The organism is Nostoc sp. (assembly GCF_036917455.1).
Taxonomy (GTDB): Bacteria; Cyanobacteriota; Cyanobacteriia; order Cyanobacteriales; family Nostocaceae; genus Nostoc.
Genome location: NZ_JBALDK010000176.1, coordinates 1 through 17,337, shown reverse-complemented (window position 1 = coordinate 17,337; position 17,337 = coordinate 1). Strand labels below are relative to the sequence as shown.

The 17,337-nt window shown below is 39.6% G+C and carries 17 protein-coding genes; 11 read left to right on the top strand and 6 right to left on the bottom strand.

The window, feature by feature from the left end; all coding sequences use genetic code 11:
- Nucleotides 1-55 precede the first annotated feature (55 nt).
- The 3 genes from V7K42_RS18680 to V7K42_RS18670 form a co-directional block, all read right to left on the bottom strand.
- A complete protein-coding gene (locus V7K42_RS18680) occupies nt 56-223 on the bottom strand; it encodes a hypothetical protein (RefSeq protein ID WP_334918626.1) in 168 nt (55 codons plus the stop codon).
- 326 nt (nt 224-549) lie between these two features.
- The gene (locus tag V7K42_RS18675) at nt 550-4,257 is read right to left on the bottom strand and encodes a PAS domain S-box protein (protein ID WP_334918625.1); all 3,708 of its coding nucleotides are present in this window, start codon (nt 4,255-4,257) and stop codon (nt 550-552) included.
- 1 nt (nt 4,258) lies between these two features.
- Nucleotides 4,259-4,513 carry a helix-turn-helix domain-containing protein gene (locus V7K42_RS18670; protein WP_334918623.1) on the bottom strand — a complete coding sequence of 85 codons (255 nt, stop codon included), beginning with the start codon at nt 4,511-4,513 and terminating at the stop codon, nt 4,259-4,261.
- 641 nt (nt 4,514-5,154) lie between these two features.
- Here V7K42_RS18670 and V7K42_RS18665 point away from each other — a divergent pair.
- A complete protein-coding gene (locus tag V7K42_RS18665; protein WP_334918621.1) occupies nt 5,155-6,177 on the top strand; it encodes a 1-acyl-sn-glycerol-3-phosphate acyltransferase in 1,023 nt (340 codons plus the stop codon).
- Between the two features lie 224 nt (nt 6,178-6,401).
- On the opposite strand, the gene V7K42_RS18660 is transcribed toward V7K42_RS18665, so the two are convergent.
- The gene (locus V7K42_RS18660) at nt 6,402-6,863 is read right to left on the bottom strand and encodes a GNAT family N-acetyltransferase (protein ID WP_334918619.1); all 462 of its coding nucleotides are present in this window, start codon (nt 6,861-6,863) and stop codon (nt 6,402-6,404) included.
- 332 nt (nt 6,864-7,195) lie between these two features.
- Between V7K42_RS18660 and V7K42_RS18655 the strand changes: the two genes are divergently transcribed.
- From V7K42_RS18655 to V7K42_RS18625, 7 genes are all read left to right on the top strand, one after another.
- Entirely contained in the window at nt 7,196-7,702 is a 507-nt protein-coding gene (locus V7K42_RS18655; RefSeq protein ID WP_334918617.1) for a hypothetical protein, read from the top strand.
- 226 nt (nt 7,703-7,928) lie between these two features.
- The gene (locus tag V7K42_RS18650; protein ID WP_334892435.1) at nt 7,929-8,255 is read left to right on the top strand and encodes a DUF6464 family protein; all 327 of its coding nucleotides are present in this window, start codon (nt 7,929-7,931) and stop codon (nt 8,253-8,255) included.
- 248 nt (nt 8,256-8,503) lie between these two features.
- Nucleotides 8,504-9,751 (top strand): ABC transporter substrate-binding protein, encoded by a 1,248-nt coding sequence (locus V7K42_RS18645; protein WP_334918615.1) that lies wholly within the window; start codon nt 8,504-8,506, stop codon nt 9,749-9,751.
- 7 nt (nt 9,752-9,758) lie between these two features.
- The gene (locus tag V7K42_RS18640; RefSeq protein WP_334918613.1) at nt 9,759-10,709 is read left to right on the top strand and encodes a branched-chain amino acid ABC transporter permease; all 951 of its coding nucleotides are present in this window, start codon (nt 9,759-9,761) and stop codon (nt 10,707-10,709) included.
- A 14-nt stretch (nt 10,710-10,723) separates the two neighbouring features.
- Nucleotides 10,724-11,074: a Uma2 family endonuclease gene (locus V7K42_RS18635; protein ID WP_334918612.1), complete on the top strand. Its 351-nt coding sequence runs from the start codon at nt 10,724-10,726 to the stop codon at nt 11,072-11,074.
- 1 nt (nt 11,075) lies between these two features.
- Nucleotides 11,076-11,999 (top strand): branched-chain amino acid ABC transporter permease, encoded by a 924-nt coding sequence (locus V7K42_RS18630; RefSeq protein WP_334918610.1) that lies wholly within the window; start codon nt 11,076-11,078, stop codon nt 11,997-11,999.
- A gap of 23 nt (nt 12,000-12,022) precedes the next feature.
- The gene (locus V7K42_RS18625) at nt 12,023-12,814 is read left to right on the top strand and encodes an ABC transporter ATP-binding protein (RefSeq protein WP_334918608.1); all 792 of its coding nucleotides are present in this window, start codon (nt 12,023-12,025) and stop codon (nt 12,812-12,814) included.
- Nucleotides 12,815-12,829: 15 nt separating this feature from the next.
- Here V7K42_RS18625 and V7K42_RS18620 read toward each other — a convergent pair whose 3' ends face one another.
- Both V7K42_RS18620 and V7K42_RS18615 read right to left on the bottom strand, forming a co-directional pair.
- Nucleotides 12,830-13,687, bottom strand: coding sequence for an Rpn family recombination-promoting nuclease/putative transposase (locus tag V7K42_RS18620; protein ID WP_334918606.1), 858 nt, complete (start codon nt 13,685-13,687; stop codon nt 12,830-12,832).
- A gap of 59 nt (nt 13,688-13,746) precedes the next feature.
- Complete coding sequence (locus tag V7K42_RS18615; RefSeq protein WP_334918628.1) at nt 13,747-14,586, bottom strand: Rpn family recombination-promoting nuclease/putative transposase; 840 nt, start codon at nt 14,584-14,586, stop codon at nt 13,747-13,749.
- Nucleotides 14,587-14,762: 176 nt separating this feature from the next.
- Between V7K42_RS18615 and V7K42_RS18610 the strand changes: the two genes are divergently transcribed.
- The 3 genes from V7K42_RS18610 to V7K42_RS18600 all read left to right on the top strand — a co-directional run bounded on the left by V7K42_RS18610 (nt 14,763) and on the right by V7K42_RS18600 (nt 17,228).
- Nucleotides 14,763-15,494, top strand: coding sequence for an ABC transporter ATP-binding protein (locus tag V7K42_RS18610; protein ID WP_334918604.1), 732 nt, complete (start codon nt 14,763-14,765; stop codon nt 15,492-15,494).
- Between the two features lie 32 nt (nt 15,495-15,526).
- Nucleotides 15,527-16,090, top strand: coding sequence for a Uma2 family endonuclease (locus V7K42_RS18605; RefSeq protein ID WP_334918602.1), 564 nt, complete (start codon nt 15,527-15,529; stop codon nt 16,088-16,090).
- Between the two features lie 79 nt (nt 16,091-16,169).
- Entirely contained in the window at nt 16,170-17,228 is a 1,059-nt protein-coding gene (locus V7K42_RS18600) for an endonuclease NucS domain-containing protein (RefSeq protein ID WP_334918600.1), read from the top strand.
- Nucleotides 17,229-17,337: the final 109 nt, after the last annotated feature.

The window sequence follows — 17,337 nt, the reverse complement described above, 5'->3', positions numbered from 1 at the left end:
TTATTTTTTCGTACAGACTAGCTAATTTAGAATGATTGCGTTTAGGGGCTATAGTCTAGCCCCATAAAGGCTTTGAACGTTTTCGGAGATGTCTATTAGGTAAATAGTCAACTTCTCCTAATAAAACTGGTAAATATCTCTCGACAACACCAATACCACCAGAAGCTGCTGTCAGATACTGGATTTGATGAATGGGTAAATTAGAGATTGATATAATGTGCATCGTAGTAAAAAATAGTCCTGTTCAAGGGCGATATCCGATTATGAAACTTGAAATTATGTCAGCTGTATGAACTCTTCAAAACGCCTCTCTTTTATTGACCGCTTCCTGACCTTATGGATTTTTTTAGCAATGGCTCTTGGTGTTGGTCTAGGCTATTTAGTGGCTCATCTTATCAAAACGCCATGCAGACCATTCAAAGCGCCAACTCGGAAGTGGAACTTCGATAAGCACAACACAACTTTTTGCAAGAGTTGGCAGGAAAGTAAGTATTTATATTAAGTCTCTCAATTAACACCAGTCTGCGACTTATTTGAGAAGTTGTGGATCTAACGCAGATTGCTACGACTATAAATGAGGTTTGCGATCGCTCGAATTAATTTAGCTGGTTCCACAGGTTTGGTGATATGCTGCCCAAATCCGGCGGCGATTGCCTGATGACGATCGGCCTCACCTGCATAAGCGGTAAGAGCGATCGCTGGAATTGTCCCTCCTTGTTCTGGTGACATGGCTCTGATTTGACGGATCAGCATATAGCCATCTACTTCTGGCATTCCAATGTCGCTTAACAGCAAATTTGGCTGGAACTGAGGTATAGTTTGTAATGCTTCCACAGCCGATGCTGCCTGAGTTACTACCGCGCCAGATTGCTCTAGAATAAAAGCAATTAACTCTCGCGTATCACGCTCATCATCCACAAGTAGAACTTTCACCCCATTTAGATCGGGCAAACGAGCGGGTTGTCCATCAATCTGGTGGCTATCTGGATGAATCTCGATCGTCGGTAGCATAACTGTAAAAGTTGCTCCCTGTTCTTCGCCTAAACTTTCTGCCTTAACTGTGCCTCCATGTAGCTCAACGATGTGACGAACAATAGCTAATCCTAATCCCAAGCCCCCAAATTTTCTGGTAGTTGCACCATCAGCTTGTCGAAAGTAGTCAAATACGAATGGTAAAAAATCTGGGCTAATTCCCTTACCTGTATCACTGACTCGAAGTTGAGCCTGAGAACCAACAGACTCTAAACTAATTTCTACCTCTCCACCTTGGGGCGTAAACTTAATCGCATTAGAAAGTAGATTCCAGATAACTTGCTGCAAGCGACCGGAATCACCTGTTACTATAAATTTTGAATCGCACCTTTGGGGCACTGGAAGAGCAACTTGGATTTGGGATTTTAGATTGTCAGGTTGGTTGTTAAAATCGATAGATTCTAAATTTATGTGATAATTTTCTAATCCAAAATCCGCAATCGTAAATCGCAAATTAATAGATTTTGCTTGGGCGGCTAGACGTACAGTTTCTATTGCAGATGCGATCGCCATTTCCAGATTCACAGGAGCAATATTCAGACTCAGTTTACCTTGCAAAATCCGAGAGACATCCAGCAAGTCTTCAATTAGTTGAGTCTGAAGCTTGGCATTGCGCTCAATGGTTTCGAGGGCGCGAGTGGTGGTTGCTTCATCATACTTTTTCGTTTGCAGTAACTTCGACCATCCCAAAATCGGGTTTAGCGGCGTGCGAAGTTCGTGAGAAAGAACCGCCAAAAACTCATCTTTAATCCGGTTAGCTTGGATCAATTCTTCTTTCCGTCGCTGTAACGAAGTCATTAACTCGGCGCGTTCCAGAGCAACCGCCACCTGATCGGAGGTTGCTTGCAGTAGGGCTATTTCCCCAGAGGTGAAGTTAGTGCGGGTGCGACTGGCAAAGGAAAGGACACCTAGCAGCTTTCCCTGAGCAATTAACGGTTGACCGGCATAGGCTGTAATTTCCAAATTCTGGAGAATGTGGGCATTTGGATGAGTAGAGTTCAGCACATCATTGACGACAATTTGACGGCGTTCTTGCGCTATTAGTCCGCACATCTCTTGATTAAATTCTAGGTATTCAAGTGCTTGAAATACTTCATCACTGATGCCGTTCCAACCTACTAATCGAAGTTTCTGCTGATTTTCGTGCGTCTCAATTAGATAGTGGAAGTAAAAATGCAAATCCATTTGCGCCGATAGTTTGTTAAACAAGCTGTTCATTAAATCTAAGGGGCGCTCGGTTGAAAGCAGATCACTGGTTGTTTCAGAGAGTAGTTTGAGTCTTTCGCTGCGCTTTTGCAAAGCAAGTTCTGCAAGCTTGCGTTCGCGAAGGATGCGTTCGCGTTCGGTGATATCAACTGCAACCCCTCCTACGAGAAGTTGCCCAGAGGTATTTGCAATGGGAAATTTATACACCAAAAATTCGCCCAGAGTGCCATCTGTGCGTGGGGCAGACTCAATGGTTTCAACAACCTGATTCGTCTGGGCAACCATTCTAATATTATCAAGGAGGGGTTGAGCGATTTTGGCTGGGTAGAGGTCGAAAATGTTTTTATTAATCGCTTTATTTTTTGCGACATCGAATATGCTCAGATAAGTTGGACTCAGATAAAGTACACGTCCGTCTGCATTGGTAATCCATGCTGCGGCGGGAATATTGTCCATAAAAGCTTGAAATTGCTCTTGACTCTGACTTAGTGCTTTTTTAGCTTGCTTGAGATCGCTAATATCGAGAATGAATGCAACTGATTTATGCCGCGATTCTCCTAAAAGGGAGTAGCCAACTACAACTGGGACAATAGAACCATCCTTGCGAATACATTCCTTTTCATAAGGTGTACAGGTTCCCTTCGCTATAGCCTCGGTAAGAGCCAGTTCATCTAAATATTGATATTCAGATGGCGTGATATCACTCCACCGCAATCTACCTGTTTGGATATCTGCTTGGGTATAACCCACAATTCGCAAAAACTCGTCGTTGGCTTCAGTGATGCTACCATTCACATCACCAAAGATAATGCCAACTATATTTGCTTTGACAAAACTCCTGAGCCGTTCTTCACTTTCTTGGATCGCTTTCTCTGCTTGCTTGCGATCGCTAATATCTGTAGTGCTGCCAACTATACGTACTGCTTTTCCATCAGCATCCCGTTGCACCACTATCCCCTGATCCAGTATATAGATGTACTGATTATCTTGGTTGCGAATGCGATATTCGGTAGCATAGCGATCGCCATTTGCCAAAGCAACTTGTACGCGCTGCAAATCTTCTGGATGAACAAGTTCAAGCCACCAATTACCTGTCGGTTCAGCAATGTCAAGGGAATAGCCCAAAATACGCGTTAACCCATCGGTTCTGTCAACGGTATCATGTTCTAGATTCCAGTCATAAATAAGACAATTGACCGCAGATGCTGCTAATTCAAAACGCTCGTTAGCTAACCTCAGACCTTCTTCTTTTTCCCGCAAGATTTGTTCGGCTTGTTTGCGTTTGCTCAAATCAACAACAAAGCCAATGACAGTTTCTTCATTGTCTTCCACCAAGACAGAACCGAGCAAAACGGGAACTCTTTTGCCATCTTTGCAGATATATTCTTTCTCAAAGGGTTTACAGACTCCAGTAGTTTTCAGTTCTTCTACTGAACGCTCACTTAATAGAAGATACTCAGGTGGGGTAATCTCACGCCACTTTATTTGGTTAACAGACAAATCTTCTCGCGTATAACCGACCATTTTCAGAAAAGCATCATTGGCTTCCATAATGGAGCCGTTCTTGATATTAGTGACAATGACTCCAATGATGTTGGATTCTGCCAGTCGGCTAAACCGCATTTCGCTATTTTGCAACAATTTCAGGCTTGTCTCGGCTTTGCTTCTGGCAGTTCGCAATTCTGAAGAGAGGGCAGTAATTAAGAAGGATACTAGTGAAAATGTGGTTAATTGTACTAAGACGTTCAAGCTGAGTAAATCGAACGAATAGACTGGCTCGATCAAAAAATAGAGCGCAGTTGTTACAGAAAGAGCGATCGCCAATACTCCAAGTCCCATGCCACCATACCAGGCGCTGACTGCCACAGCAGCATAAAATAATGTAAATACGCTCGGATCTAAGACTGGTAGCAACAGTCCCGTCAATAGCAGCGCCGCTATGACTACTAGAATCATCACACCATAAGTTAGTAACCAAGAGCGCATCATCAAAATTTTTGTGGGTACTTTCACCATCATCTTAAGAGTCCTCCCGTTGCTCCGCTTTTGGGAGATACTCGTTCACTAGTCTTTTGCCTGGTTTGCCCATCTTTTGTAGCATTTCTTCAATCAGCTTTAGTGCCATCTGTGAAGGCACTGTAGATCCGTTCTCCCAGCGATTGACTGTTCGCAGAGAAACTCCCAACTTCGCGGCAAACTTTTCCTGAGATAGATCCAGTTGCTGCCGAAGTTCACGGATTAAATCTGAAATTTTTAGTAGCTTTCCTAGTTTCATAATAGGAAGATTAAGACAGGTGTCTCGCCATTTGTCTCCAACTTAAGGAAGAACTTCAACAGTCATTAGTTGTTATCAATTTCATCTTTTGACGAAATCCAATATTATTTATTAGTCTTTATTGATTGCTGTTCACTGATTTAACTCGTTTGCGATACTTCTGATAACCATTCGCTGTTTTAAGTAGTGCGACAAAATAAGCTAACTATAAAATAAATATTAAATTTTTTTGGCTATGTGATGCCAAAATAGTATTCCAACAGTTTGATTATTTTCAAGCATCACGCATTACTACAAATTTATAGGTAGTGTGTTAAATTGCAATACTTCATGCCAAACAGAGTTTTTCCACTATAAATACTCTCTATATAGGACTCATATTTGATTTTTGAAAAAAAACTCAGTACACTTTTATTCCTTCTTCCCAGTCCCCAGTCCCCAGTCCCCAATCCCTTACCTCTACGAGTGATTCAGAAATCAAATAGGATTGCTATAGCAGCAATCCTATTTGAATTGACAACCAAATCTAAAATTGGTTTCAAAATCTGTAGTTGATTTTACTTCTATGGTAAGATTTCAATCACAAAACTATAAAGTTATAATGCGGTTTTAATCAAATATTTGCCCGATGTTTAACCGCTTTGATTAATCAACACTCCGAAAACCTCCTCGACACTCAACTGGAAAATGCACCAGGTGAAGGCTATATATTTAGCTGGTTTGATTGGTTTTGCCTCTGGTATCCTCCAGGCTGGCTAATTTTATTCAACCGCCATTGGCAGCACTATTACACCGATCCAGATGGTTGGAATTGGCTGGAATATGGATTGTTTTTAATTCCTGGCGGATTTTATCTGGCGATGCTAATTCGTTGGTTGCGTCTTGGTTTCCGTTCACCCCGAAAAGAAATTGGTGAATTTGATCCCAAATATCAACAAGCTTTTCGCCAAGAAGTTCTCAGGGCCATCGTCAAATACTATTTTCGGGGAGAATTAAAACAAGTCGAAAACTTGCCGCAAACAGGACCGTTGATTGTGGCAATGAATCATGCAGGGATGTGTTTTCCTTGGGATTTTTTGACTTTGGGTTATTTATTAAGCGAAGCTAGAGGATGGGTAGTACAACCCGTAGCAAGTCCAGCATTATTCGATCATTCTTGGGTGATTTGGTGGCTACCACCTAAATGGTCGCAGGTTTTGGGCGGTGTGCGAGCCGAGTTAGATGATTTTGAGGCAGCTATGGCCCAAGATAAAATTATTTTATATGCACCTGAAGGTATCCGCGGCCCTCTGAAAGGTTGGAAAAGACGCTATCAACTAGAAAAGTTTGATGTGAGTTTTGTTAAATTGAGCGATCGCTATCATATTCCTATTTTGCCAGTAGTTTGCATCGGGAGTGAATTTTTACATCCTTGGGCTGTTAATTTCCAGAAATTGCAACGACTAGTCAAATTACCATTTTTGCCTTTCTCACCTTTTATTTTTGTCTTAATTCTGTTTCCTTCAATGGGAATTTGGGCAATGAGAACTCCCTTGAGTTATTATATTGAGCCTTTGGAATCAGCAGAATTGCCTAATCTAAATAAAGGGCGTACAGATGTTTATCGGCAAGCACAAAAATTACGAGAAAAACTGCAAATTAAAATTAATTCAGAGACTATTTAGAAAGTAAGTATTAAGTAGGGTGTGTTACAGCTTTAGCCTAAGAGGATGTTTGAAAAGTCCTTGGTGATGTATCAAATACTTTTAGCTCCCCATAAATCCCCCGATAAATTGGGAGACTTTGATTCCGTTTCCCCCTTTTTAAGGGGAGCCAGTGCGGGCTAGGAGGGATCTCTAAGTGCCTAATAATCACAGCCAAATACTTTTCAAACAACCTCTTACAATGACTAAATTGATTTTTCCATAATAAAATTTATCAACTTTTGCCCTCTACGTTCTACTTCTTGCTGTTTCACAATAATAAAACTCTGCCTTTCAAAAAAAGGTTTAGCTGTAATACTAGCTTCTGTAAATAACTTTTCAACTCCTAAAGCTTTTGCTTTTGATTCAAGCTGTTCTAAGATTTTTTTACCAATCCCTTTTCTTTGAAAATCTTTATGACAGTAAAAACGATCGATATATCCATTAGCTTCTAATTCCCCAAAACCAATAATTTTACCATTCTCCTCTGCTACATAAGTAAACTTACTTCCTAAACCTTTAATCCAAACATCAATATTCATATTTACTGGAGCCCAAGCATCTACTTGTTCTTGTGTGTAATCACGAATATTCACTTCATGAATAGTGTCAAAAAACAATTTCATAATTTCTTCGGTATCAGCGATTTCGTATATTCTTAATCTCATTTTTTTCAAAAATCAAATACGAGTCTTATAGAAATATTATCCGCGCTGGTGGAACTACTTCAGGTTCCGTTTTGCCCACACCAGCCGGACTTACGCAAATATAGCAAGGGACTGGGGACTGGGTAAAAAGTCTTTTTGTGTCTAAGTTTCATCATTTGTTGATGTCCTAACCACCTTGGCTGTTGCTATAACATAGGTAGGAGCAATATCGTTTCGCGTAAGTCATAAGCAGAATTTATCAGATTAAATCTGGTATACAAAATTTATATAGTACAAATATACTATTTACTGCTAAAATGCCTTAGAAGTCAGCTAGCCTTACTTGAGGTAGTATGAAAAAAATCTCAGACACGGACAAAAAGCCCATTTTGCTGAAAGTCTCGATGTTGCAGCCTACACCTGTAAATACTGCAATTGTGCCACTGCAACCCCAACAGGAGAAAATCGTCAGTGAACGGGAGCGTTTGATAACACAAGTCGAGCGGATTAATCGGATGGCGGGAGAATTAGAAGCAGCGATATTAGAGTTAAAAGCGATCGCTAACACACTCAATAGTCAAAAATGTTACCCACTCTTGAAGAAAGAGCTAGGTAAAGAGATTTGTCAGTATTTCGCAGTTAGCGTCCCTTGGGTAAAACGAAAGCCTGACGAATCATTTATTTTGACAACGCGAAAAGTTGATTTATTTCGAGCCGAAAGGGAAGCCGCACTGCTAGCACAACAACTTCGTCAGCAAAGCAAAAAAAGATTAACATCGCAGCGACACAGAAAAAACAAAAGTCGGGTGGAGACTGACATAAGACGTTTGTGCCAAAAGGCATTAGTCAACAAATCTTAAAATTATCAACATTCAACGGCAGTTCACGCCTGGGGTTGTAACAGTTATGCTGATTGAAGTGGCAGAAAGAACTTCTTCGTTAAAATTGCTAGATATTACACTGCCATTACTAATTGCCAACAACTATGGTTGCAATTAGGCAAAACTGCCCTAATCTTTGCACTTCTGTAAACCGGAGTGTAACATCAGGGACAATCAATCAGCGCACAGAAGAGGTAAAAAGAAGGTGTTAAAGACACTTTTAGTAATTGCCGTTGGTTTTTTACCGTCCCTGATTTCCTTGTGGGCGATCCGCAAAAACCATGCACGATCGCGCCTACGGATGAGGCAAGCAGCCATGAATTTTTCAGTAGTGCAGGGACGGCAAAACCTTAGAGAGGTTGAAAGCGATCGCTATTATTTAGAAGGGGTGGGTTATCTGATTGGCGATATCAGCTGCAAATTTAATGCCCGTTCTGGCTACATGCGTTGTGCTGTTAATCCCGACGGCCCATGTAACGGTTGCCGTCACTACGAACCTAAAGGATTACCTGGTAGCGAAAAAGGGGTTTAAAAGTACTTACTTAGTAGTAAACTGAACTGACAAAGCGATCCCCAAATACAACCGGGGAATGATAAAATCATTACTAATTATAATAATTTGTATTTAGAAGCACTTTGAATATTTCTCTTTGCATGGTGAAATAAGAGTGATTTAATAGAATTCGTGCAAAAGTTTAAATCTGCGTCATTTTGTTTGCAGATTATGAAAGTTAGCATGAGCTTTTGCAAAATATCTAATAACTACATGATTATTTAACGATGAACAACGCGATCGCTCAGACAACAGCATTATTATCAACTTGCGCTTTGCTACTAACAGGCTGTGGTGGTGGCGGTGGCTCTGTGACAAATACTCCAAATAGTACTACAAATAACACTACAACTAACACTACCCAGACAACGACTACATCAGGTGCTATTCCCATCGGCATTGCCTTAGCACAAACCAGCAACGTAGCATTACTTGGTCAAGAGGGATTTGTGGGAGCCAGAATTGCCGAGAAGTATTTCAATAGTAAAGGTGGCATTAATGGCACTCCGATTAAATTGATACCCCAAGATACTAGCGGTGATGAAGCTGGAGCAATTAATGCTTTTCAAACTTTAATTAATAAGGATAAAGTTGTCGGTATTGTTGGCCCTACTTTGTCACAGCAAGCTTTTAGTGCTGACCCCGTTGCCGAACGTGCGAAAGTTCCAGTTATTGGAGCATCAAATACCGCCAACGGAATTCCAGAAATCGGTGATTATGTGGCTCGTGTATCTGCCCCCGTTTCGATAGTTGCCCCTAATTCGTTGAAAGCTGCACTCAAACAGAATCCTCAAATTAAAAAAGTAGCAGTTTTTTACGCCCAAAATGATGCATTTAACAAATCAGAAACCGAGATTTTTCAAAAAGCAGTTAAAGAACAAGGGCTAGAATTAGTAACAGTTCAAAAGTTCCAAACTACTGATACAGATTTTCAAGCCCAAGCTACCAATGCAATTAACTTAAAACCAGATTTAGTAATTATTTCAGGACTAGCTGCTGATGGTGGTAACTTAGTGCGACAACTGCGAGAACTAGGTTATAAAGGCATAATTGTTGGTGGGAATGGTCTAAATACACCCAATGTTTTATCGGTGTGTAAAGCCCTTTGCGATGGTGTGCTGATTGCTCAAGCTTACAGTCCTGAATATCCTGGTGAGATTAATAAGATATTTCGCCAAGCCTATATTGAGCAATACAAAAAAGAACCAGCCCAATTTACCGGTCAAGCTTTTGCTGCCGTACAGGTGTATGTTGAAGCTCTTAAAGAGTTGGATAAAAAGTCCAAAATCAGTACATTACCTCTTGATAAACTGCGGACAGAATTGAATAAGCAACTACTAGCTGGAAAATATGACACTCCTTTAGGTGAGATTGCTTTTACACCAGTAGGTGATGTAATTCAAAAAGAATTTTACGTCGCCCAAATTAAGATGGATAAAGATGGAAACACTGGAAAATTCGTATTTATAAAATAGTTGCAATATGGATATCACTCTATTTTTGCAACAATTTCTGAACGGATTATCTATCGGTAGTATCTATGCAATTTTTGCATTGGGATATACCTTAGTCTATTCAATTTTGGGCATCATTAATTTAGCTCATGGCGCAATTTTTACCTTGGGTGCATATTTCACTTATGCCCTTATGGGTGGTAGCTTTGGATTTAATGGCTTGCTAGCTAATGCAGCCTTGCCAATAGAATTACCATTTGCTATAGCCTTAATTTTAGGAAGTACCTTGGCGGGATTGATCGGAATAGTGATGGAACGGGTTGCTTTTCAACCTTTGCGTCGTCAAGGATCTGATCCCTTACTAACTGTTGTTTCCAGCTTGGGAGTAGCAGTGGTAATTGTAAACTTAATCCAGTATTTGGTAGGCGCAGAAAGTTACACATATCCCGCAGATACTTATGGGAATTTACCACCTTCTATTAACTTTGGTACTCAAGAGAAGGAAATTCCCATTCGCACCGTTCAGGTGGTAATTTTTACTGTATCAGTTGTAATTGTGGCAATTATTACCTATTTTATCAATAGAACTAAGTATGGGAAGGCAATGCAGGCGATCGCAGAAGATCCGACTACAGCTAGTTTGTTAGGAATTAATAGCGATCGCTTTATTATCCTAACCTTCTTCATCAGCAGTTTTTTAGCAGGATTAGCAGGAACCTTAGTCGCCTCTAGTGTTAGTATTGCTGGGCCATATTTCGGCATCGCATTTGGTTTGCGGGGTTTAGCAGTAATTGTCTTAGGTGGTTTGGGTAGTATTCCCGGTGCAGTTTTAGGAGGATTACTCATTGGATTAGTTGAAGCTTTTGTGCCGGCAGAATATTCCGGTTACAAAGAAGCTGTAGCCTACGGAATATTATTTATCATGCTATTAGTTAGACCCCAAGGTTTGCTAGGACGGCGGTTTATTCAGAAGGTTTAAAAAGACGTAGCGCTATGAAAACATCCACCAAACAAAAATTAACTTTCGATCAATTTTTGGAACAGTGTCCAGAGGAAGGTTTATATGAACTTGTGGATGGAGAAATTCTAGAAGTGCGTACAACCAGAAATCATGATGATGTCGCAGACTTTATATTGTTTAATTTTAATGATGAAATTAAGCGACTAAATCTTAATTACATAGTAATTAACACAGCAGTTTTTATAACTATAACTGCTGATGGCATAGAACAAGGACGCAAGCCTGATGTAAGTGTCATAGATGGCGCTGACGGCAGAACAAATATTAACAGCTTAATAGTTGACAAAAGCGATAGTTTGATTAATCTTAATCAAAATTTTTAAAATGGCTGATTTTTTCGCTACTTACGGTTCTCTAATTGTCTCTATGGTATTGGGGGCGTTATTAGGATTATCACTTTACTTACCGCTAATGACAGGGCAATTATCTTTAGCTAGTCCAGGATTTTATGCTCTAGGTGGATATATTGCTGCAATTTTATCCACAAAAGTTTTGACATCTAGCAGTAGCTTATATCCCATTCCGTTGTTGTTATTGGAGATGTTAATTGCGGGGATAATTTCTGGCTTATTAGGAGTAATAGTGGGAATTCCAGCGTTGAGGTTACGAGGAATTTATTTAGCGATCGCTACTATCGCTTTTGTGGAAGTTTTGCGTGTCATCTCCCTAAATCTAGATATTACAGGCGGTGCTGTCGGAATTTTTGGCATTCCTCAACCTTTCCAAACCCAACTAGAATATTTATGGATTGCTCTGCCCTTACTATTAATTAGTATGGTGCTGCTTTATCGTTTAGAACGCATCCGCGTCGGTAGGGCTTTTATTGCTATCCGCGAAGATGAATTAGCTGCGAGCGCAATGGGAATCGATCCAACTTATTACAAAGTTTTAGCATTTACACTAGGGGCTATGCTTGCAGGGGTTGTAGGTGCAATTAGCGCCCACTTTCTTAATACCTGGAATGCTCGTCAAGGTACTTTTGATGCCAGTATTATATATTTAACTTTCGTTTTAATTGGTGGTTCGAGAAGTTTTTTAGGGCCGGTAGTCGGAGGTATGGTATTTACAGCCTTACCAGAGATTTTGCGAAGTCTCGCCGATACAGGTGGTTTACCGAATTGGTTAGCACAATTTTTGCGAGATGGTAGATTAATTATTTTTGGCTTACTAATAGTAATCGGTACAATCTTTTTCCCTCAAGGGCTAATTACTCCAGATATTTTTCAAAGACGTAAAAGCCAAAAGTGAACTATTCACAATAATATGCAAAAATGTCACATAGTATTTCAGAAGCTAACAGCAGTATTGTTTTAGAAGCAAGAGCATTGACTCGTCGCTTTGGTGGTCTAGTGGCGGTAAATAATGTATCTTTTAGTGTAAAGAAACATGAGATTTTTGGACTGATTGGCCCTAATGGTGCTGGTAAAACAACACTGTTTAATTTAATTACCGCTTTCATCCTACCTTCTAGTGGTAAATTAATTTATCAAGGTGCAGAAATTTATCAGCCGCGTCCCCATCAAATTGCTGCTTTAGGTATCGCCCGTACCTTCCAAAATATCCGCTTGTTTGGGGAATTATCGGCGTTAGAAAATGTGATAATTGCTCGGCATTTACACACCAAAAGTAATATGATTACAGGAGTTTTGGGATTACCACCAGCGCCTAGTGAAGAATTTAAAACTAAGCAGAAAGCTTTAGATTTATTGGATTTGGTGGGATTGAGCGATCGCGCTGACGAAAAATCCAAAAACTTTGCCTACGGCGATCAGCGTCGGCTGGAAATTGCCCGCGCTTTAGCATTAAAACCGCAAATTTTACTTCTCGACGAACCTGCGGCGGGGATGAACCCCAACGAAAAGCAGCAATTAAGCGAATTTATCCGTAGCCTGCGCGATCGCTTCAATTTAACGATCGTCCTCATTGAACACCATGTACCATTGGTTATGGGTTTGTGCGATCGCATTGCGGTATTAGATTTTGGGCAATTGATTGCTTTGGGTGAACCATCTATAGTTAGAAACGATCCAGCTGTAATTGAAGCTTATTTGGGTAATGAATGATAACTAACTTGAGAATTACAAAATCTGTTGCAATTCCTCAATAGTATTTGCAGTGACAATATTCCGTACAATTGTCTTCAAACGCTCCAAATCCTGAATCTGATTAATTTGTGGCATCAATTGTAAGCCGCGAGCGCCAAATTTCAACTCTAAATTAATTTCAATCGCAGAAAGTATTCCTTGCATTTCCCCGCGTGCTTCTCCGCGTGCTTCCCCTTCGCGTAAAATTTCTTGATACCAAGGTGACTCACGTAATACCGTCATATCCCACCTCATGATTTCTTGAACGAGTGTATTCTCTAAAACAAACGTAGCAAAAAAAGCTAGAACTGTTTCCAGTTGGTTGAGTTCTTCATCAGCACGGAGAATTTGCAATGCTTCTCTAATAATAGATTCATTTTCACCACCTTTGAGAATGGGTACAAATGGCAGTAAGGATGGTAAGGGTTGTTGAAAAGCAATATTGACATCAATTTCCCACAAATTAATCACCCGATAATCTTGTATTGCCCGTAATCCTGCAATATTTGATGTAAAACTTGTGGGTATTTCGTTGTTACCAGTTTTCAGAATATTGATCAGAACGGGGTATGTTGGTAAGTTATATTTTTCTTCTGCAAGTGCAGCATAAGCACGCATCCGACGCGGCATTTGGGATTGATAGCGTAACTGCAATTCGTTGAGAAGCAAAAATTCTCCATGTTGGGGACTACTGACACGGATTAAAACATCACTTTCCCGACTAATCCACTGAAATTCACTATTTAGAATTTCCCCAGCAACAATATCAGGAATTTGTGTTACCCATCTTGCCCAGTTATTGGGTGCGAGACTGATTAATTTTTTGGTACTGACATCAGCAGGCTTTGTCATTAAGGTATAGATGCACTCAGTAAGTGAGATTTATGGTAACTTGAAATCTCAGATGGAATTCATGTAGACAAAATTTGCACAAATTCGTCTAAAGAATTTACTGCGATCGCGCTATCCATTAAATTTTCTAATTGTTCCACATTCTTGCCCTCAAGCCTTACCTCTACCTCATGGGAAATTTCGCCAAAGCGATGTTCTAATACTCGGATTAACTGCCGTCGCGCCCCCTCTTGAATACCTCTTTGCTCAATTTCGTGATACCAAGGCGATTCTCGCAATACTGCCATATCCCACCTCATGATTTGTTGCACTAAAGGCGTGTCTAAGACAAAGCTAGCAAAAAATGCCAGTAATGATTCTAATTCGTTCAACTGTTCATCTGCTCGTAACGCCTGTAATGCGCGTTGCACAACTGATATCTCTCCCCCTCCTCGCAGGATTGGCACAAAGGGTAACAACGATGGTAGTGGTTGCTGAAACACTATTTCAGCATCGATTTCCCACAAATTAATCACGCGATAATCTTGGATGGCACGTAATCCCAAAAATTCCTGTTCGTAACTATTGACAATAGTTAAGGTGGATGGAGGCGGTAAAATGTTGATGAGTACTGGGTAAGTTGGTAATCGGTAGCGTTCTTGTGCTAGGGCTGCATAAGCTCTCATCCTTAGAGGCATCTGTGTTGTGTAACGCAGTTGTAGTTCATTTAATACCAGAAAATCCCCGTGAGTGGCACTGTATGCCTTCACTAAAACATCTGTTTCGCGGCTTATCCAGTGAAATTCAGAGCCAAGAATTTCTTTCGCCACGACTTCAGGACGCTGTGTTACCCACTGTACCCATGCATCGGGTGCTAAATTAATTAGTCGCTTGCTACCAATATCTGCTGCTTTTACCACAGGACACTTGATATGTTTATCAGTAATTAATGGTACATCATAAAGATTGCAGTATTCTGGCATTTGTTTTAAGTTGAAGCAATGTCTACGATGGGGTAGACTGATGCACTGTTTTAAGAAATGTATGATTGATGTATGTTAGGTTTTGAATCAACATTTCTGGATGTAAACTGCCCATGAAAGCCGATAGTAGACTAAACTACACAATTTTAGAAGTTCAAGAACTTGATGTTAATTATGGCGGTATTCAAGCTCTGAAAAAGATTAATTTAATTATTCAAAAAGGTGAAGTAGTTACTCTAATTGGTGCTAATGGTGCTGGTAAAACTACTACACTCCGCGCCATAAGTAAAGTTGTTAATCCTAAGAGTGGCGGAATTATCTATAATGGACATAATATTACCCGCCGCCAAACTCACGAAGTTGTACAACTTGGTATCGCCCATTGTCCTGAAGGACGAAGAGTTTTAGCGCGACAAACAGTATTTGATAACTTACTTTTGGGTGCTTATATTCGCTCCAATCAAGCTGAGATAAAAGCAGATATTCAGCGCCAATTTGAGCTATTTCCCCGTTTGTCACAAAGACGCAATCAACTAGCAGGAACTCTTAGTGGTGGAGAACAACAAATGTTAGCGATCGCACGGGCTGTAATGAGTAGACCACAACTCTTACTTTTAGACGAGCCTAGCTTAGGTTTAGCCCCTGCGATCGTCCGAGAAATCTTCTCGATTATTGAAAATCTCCGGGCTACAGGCGTGACTATTCTATTGGTTGAACAAAACGCTAATCTGGCACTGCAAATTGCCGATCGCGGTTATGTCTTAGAAGCTGGTTCTATTACCTTAACAGGCGCAGCATCAGAATTAATTAGTGATGAGCGAGTTAAAAAAGCTTATTTAGGGTAATTTATTAAATAAAAACTTGGGAGTTCCAAAAAATGGTAAATTCACCAACTAAACCGCTAACTTTAGAAGAGTTTTTAAAAGTACCAGAAACAAAACCAGCTAGTGAATATATCAACTATCAAATTATTCAAAAACCAATACCACAGGGAAAACATAGTATTCTTCAAGGTGAATTAGTCAGTAATATAAATTCTGTAGTCAAACCTCAAAGAGTTGCTCTTGCATTTCCAGAATTGCGGTGTACTTTTGGCGGACGTTCAATTGTGCCAGATGTAGCTGTGTTTGCTTGGGAACGGATTCCCATAGATGAACGGGGAGATGTGGCTAATGTCTTAAATACTTATCCAGACTGGACGATTGAGATTCTTTCGCCAGATCAAAGCCAGACTAAAGTAACCGGAAATATTTTGCATTGTCTAAAGTATGGTAGTCGCTTCGGTTGGCTGATTGATCCAGATGAACGTTCTATTTTAGTTTATCCACCAAAGCAGCAACCAGAGCTTTTACAAGAAGAACAAGAAATATTACCAGTTCCCGATTTAGTTAGCGGCTTTCAATTAACTGTAGGGCAGTTATTTGGATGGCTTAAGTTATAAACAGTTGTATCAATCATATCTTGCTTTGGGAATACTAAAGGTAGTAATTTACCAAAGTTAGAGTGAGATAATGGATTTCGTGAATTTAATAAAAACGGGTAATAGTTGGAAATTTGCAACTGAAGCTGATTTAGAAGATTTTGTCTGGGCGAATTTAAAAGAACTTTTCGGATTAATCCCGCTAAAGCGACAATATTATGTTAAAGGTCAAATTTGCGACATCTTAGCGTTGGGTGAGAACAAACAGTTAGTAGTGCTTGAATTGAAAAATGCTGAAGACAGATATATTGTTCAGCAACTAACTCGCTATTATGAAGCTTTACTTGAGAATAAACCCTTCCAGGAAGAGGTTGATTATGGACAGCCTATTAGTTTAACAGCTATTACAGCCAAATTTCATAGAGATAACTTTACAGATAAAAAGTATAATTGTCTGTCTATTCAATTTTTACGCTTTGAAATTTTGACAGATGATGAAAGATTTTATTTACATTTAATAGATATTAATAATCAAAAAATTTCTAACTCTGAAATTTTTTACCAAGAAAATAATATTTCTATTGAGGATCTTCCTCAGCAACCAAAAGCACTTCATAAAATTTTAAGTTGTTCTAATCCTCAGCAACAAGAAAAGTTAATCCATATCCGGCATCAAATTCTTATGTTTGATAGACGTATGCAAGAATTTCCTCTGCCTGGAAGTATTAAATATGGAAAACTGACAAGTTGTTTTTGTGCTGAAATTTGCTCCGATAGTAAAGGACAGCCAGTGTTATTTTTATGGTTGCCTTTAAACTATTCTGATGGTAAAAAGATTGGGAGAATGAAAATTTTGACAGATTGGGAAAATTATACTTTAATTGAAGGTCATGTACCAAAAGGAATTCGCACAAAAGCAATTAGCAAAACTGAAAAACAGCGTCAAAGGGGAATTGAAATGAAAATATTATGGAGTCATTCAGGAGGTATAAGGTACAAAATAGGTAGCAAAGAAGTGAGTGGAACGGAATACATCAACGAAGACAAAAGACGACATCAAGAGTATCAAAATTCTATTAGATCCCGAAAAAATTTAAATGAGTTATACCAATTTTATATGAAGCTGCATATAATGGAGAAAACAAACTCGATAAATTAAAATAACCATGAGCGGCCCTTTTAGGATTGAAATCACAGAGAGCGAAGAAGAACTTAAAAAACGTCTACAAACAGCTAATTTGGGAAACCAAAAAGAAAAACTTATTATG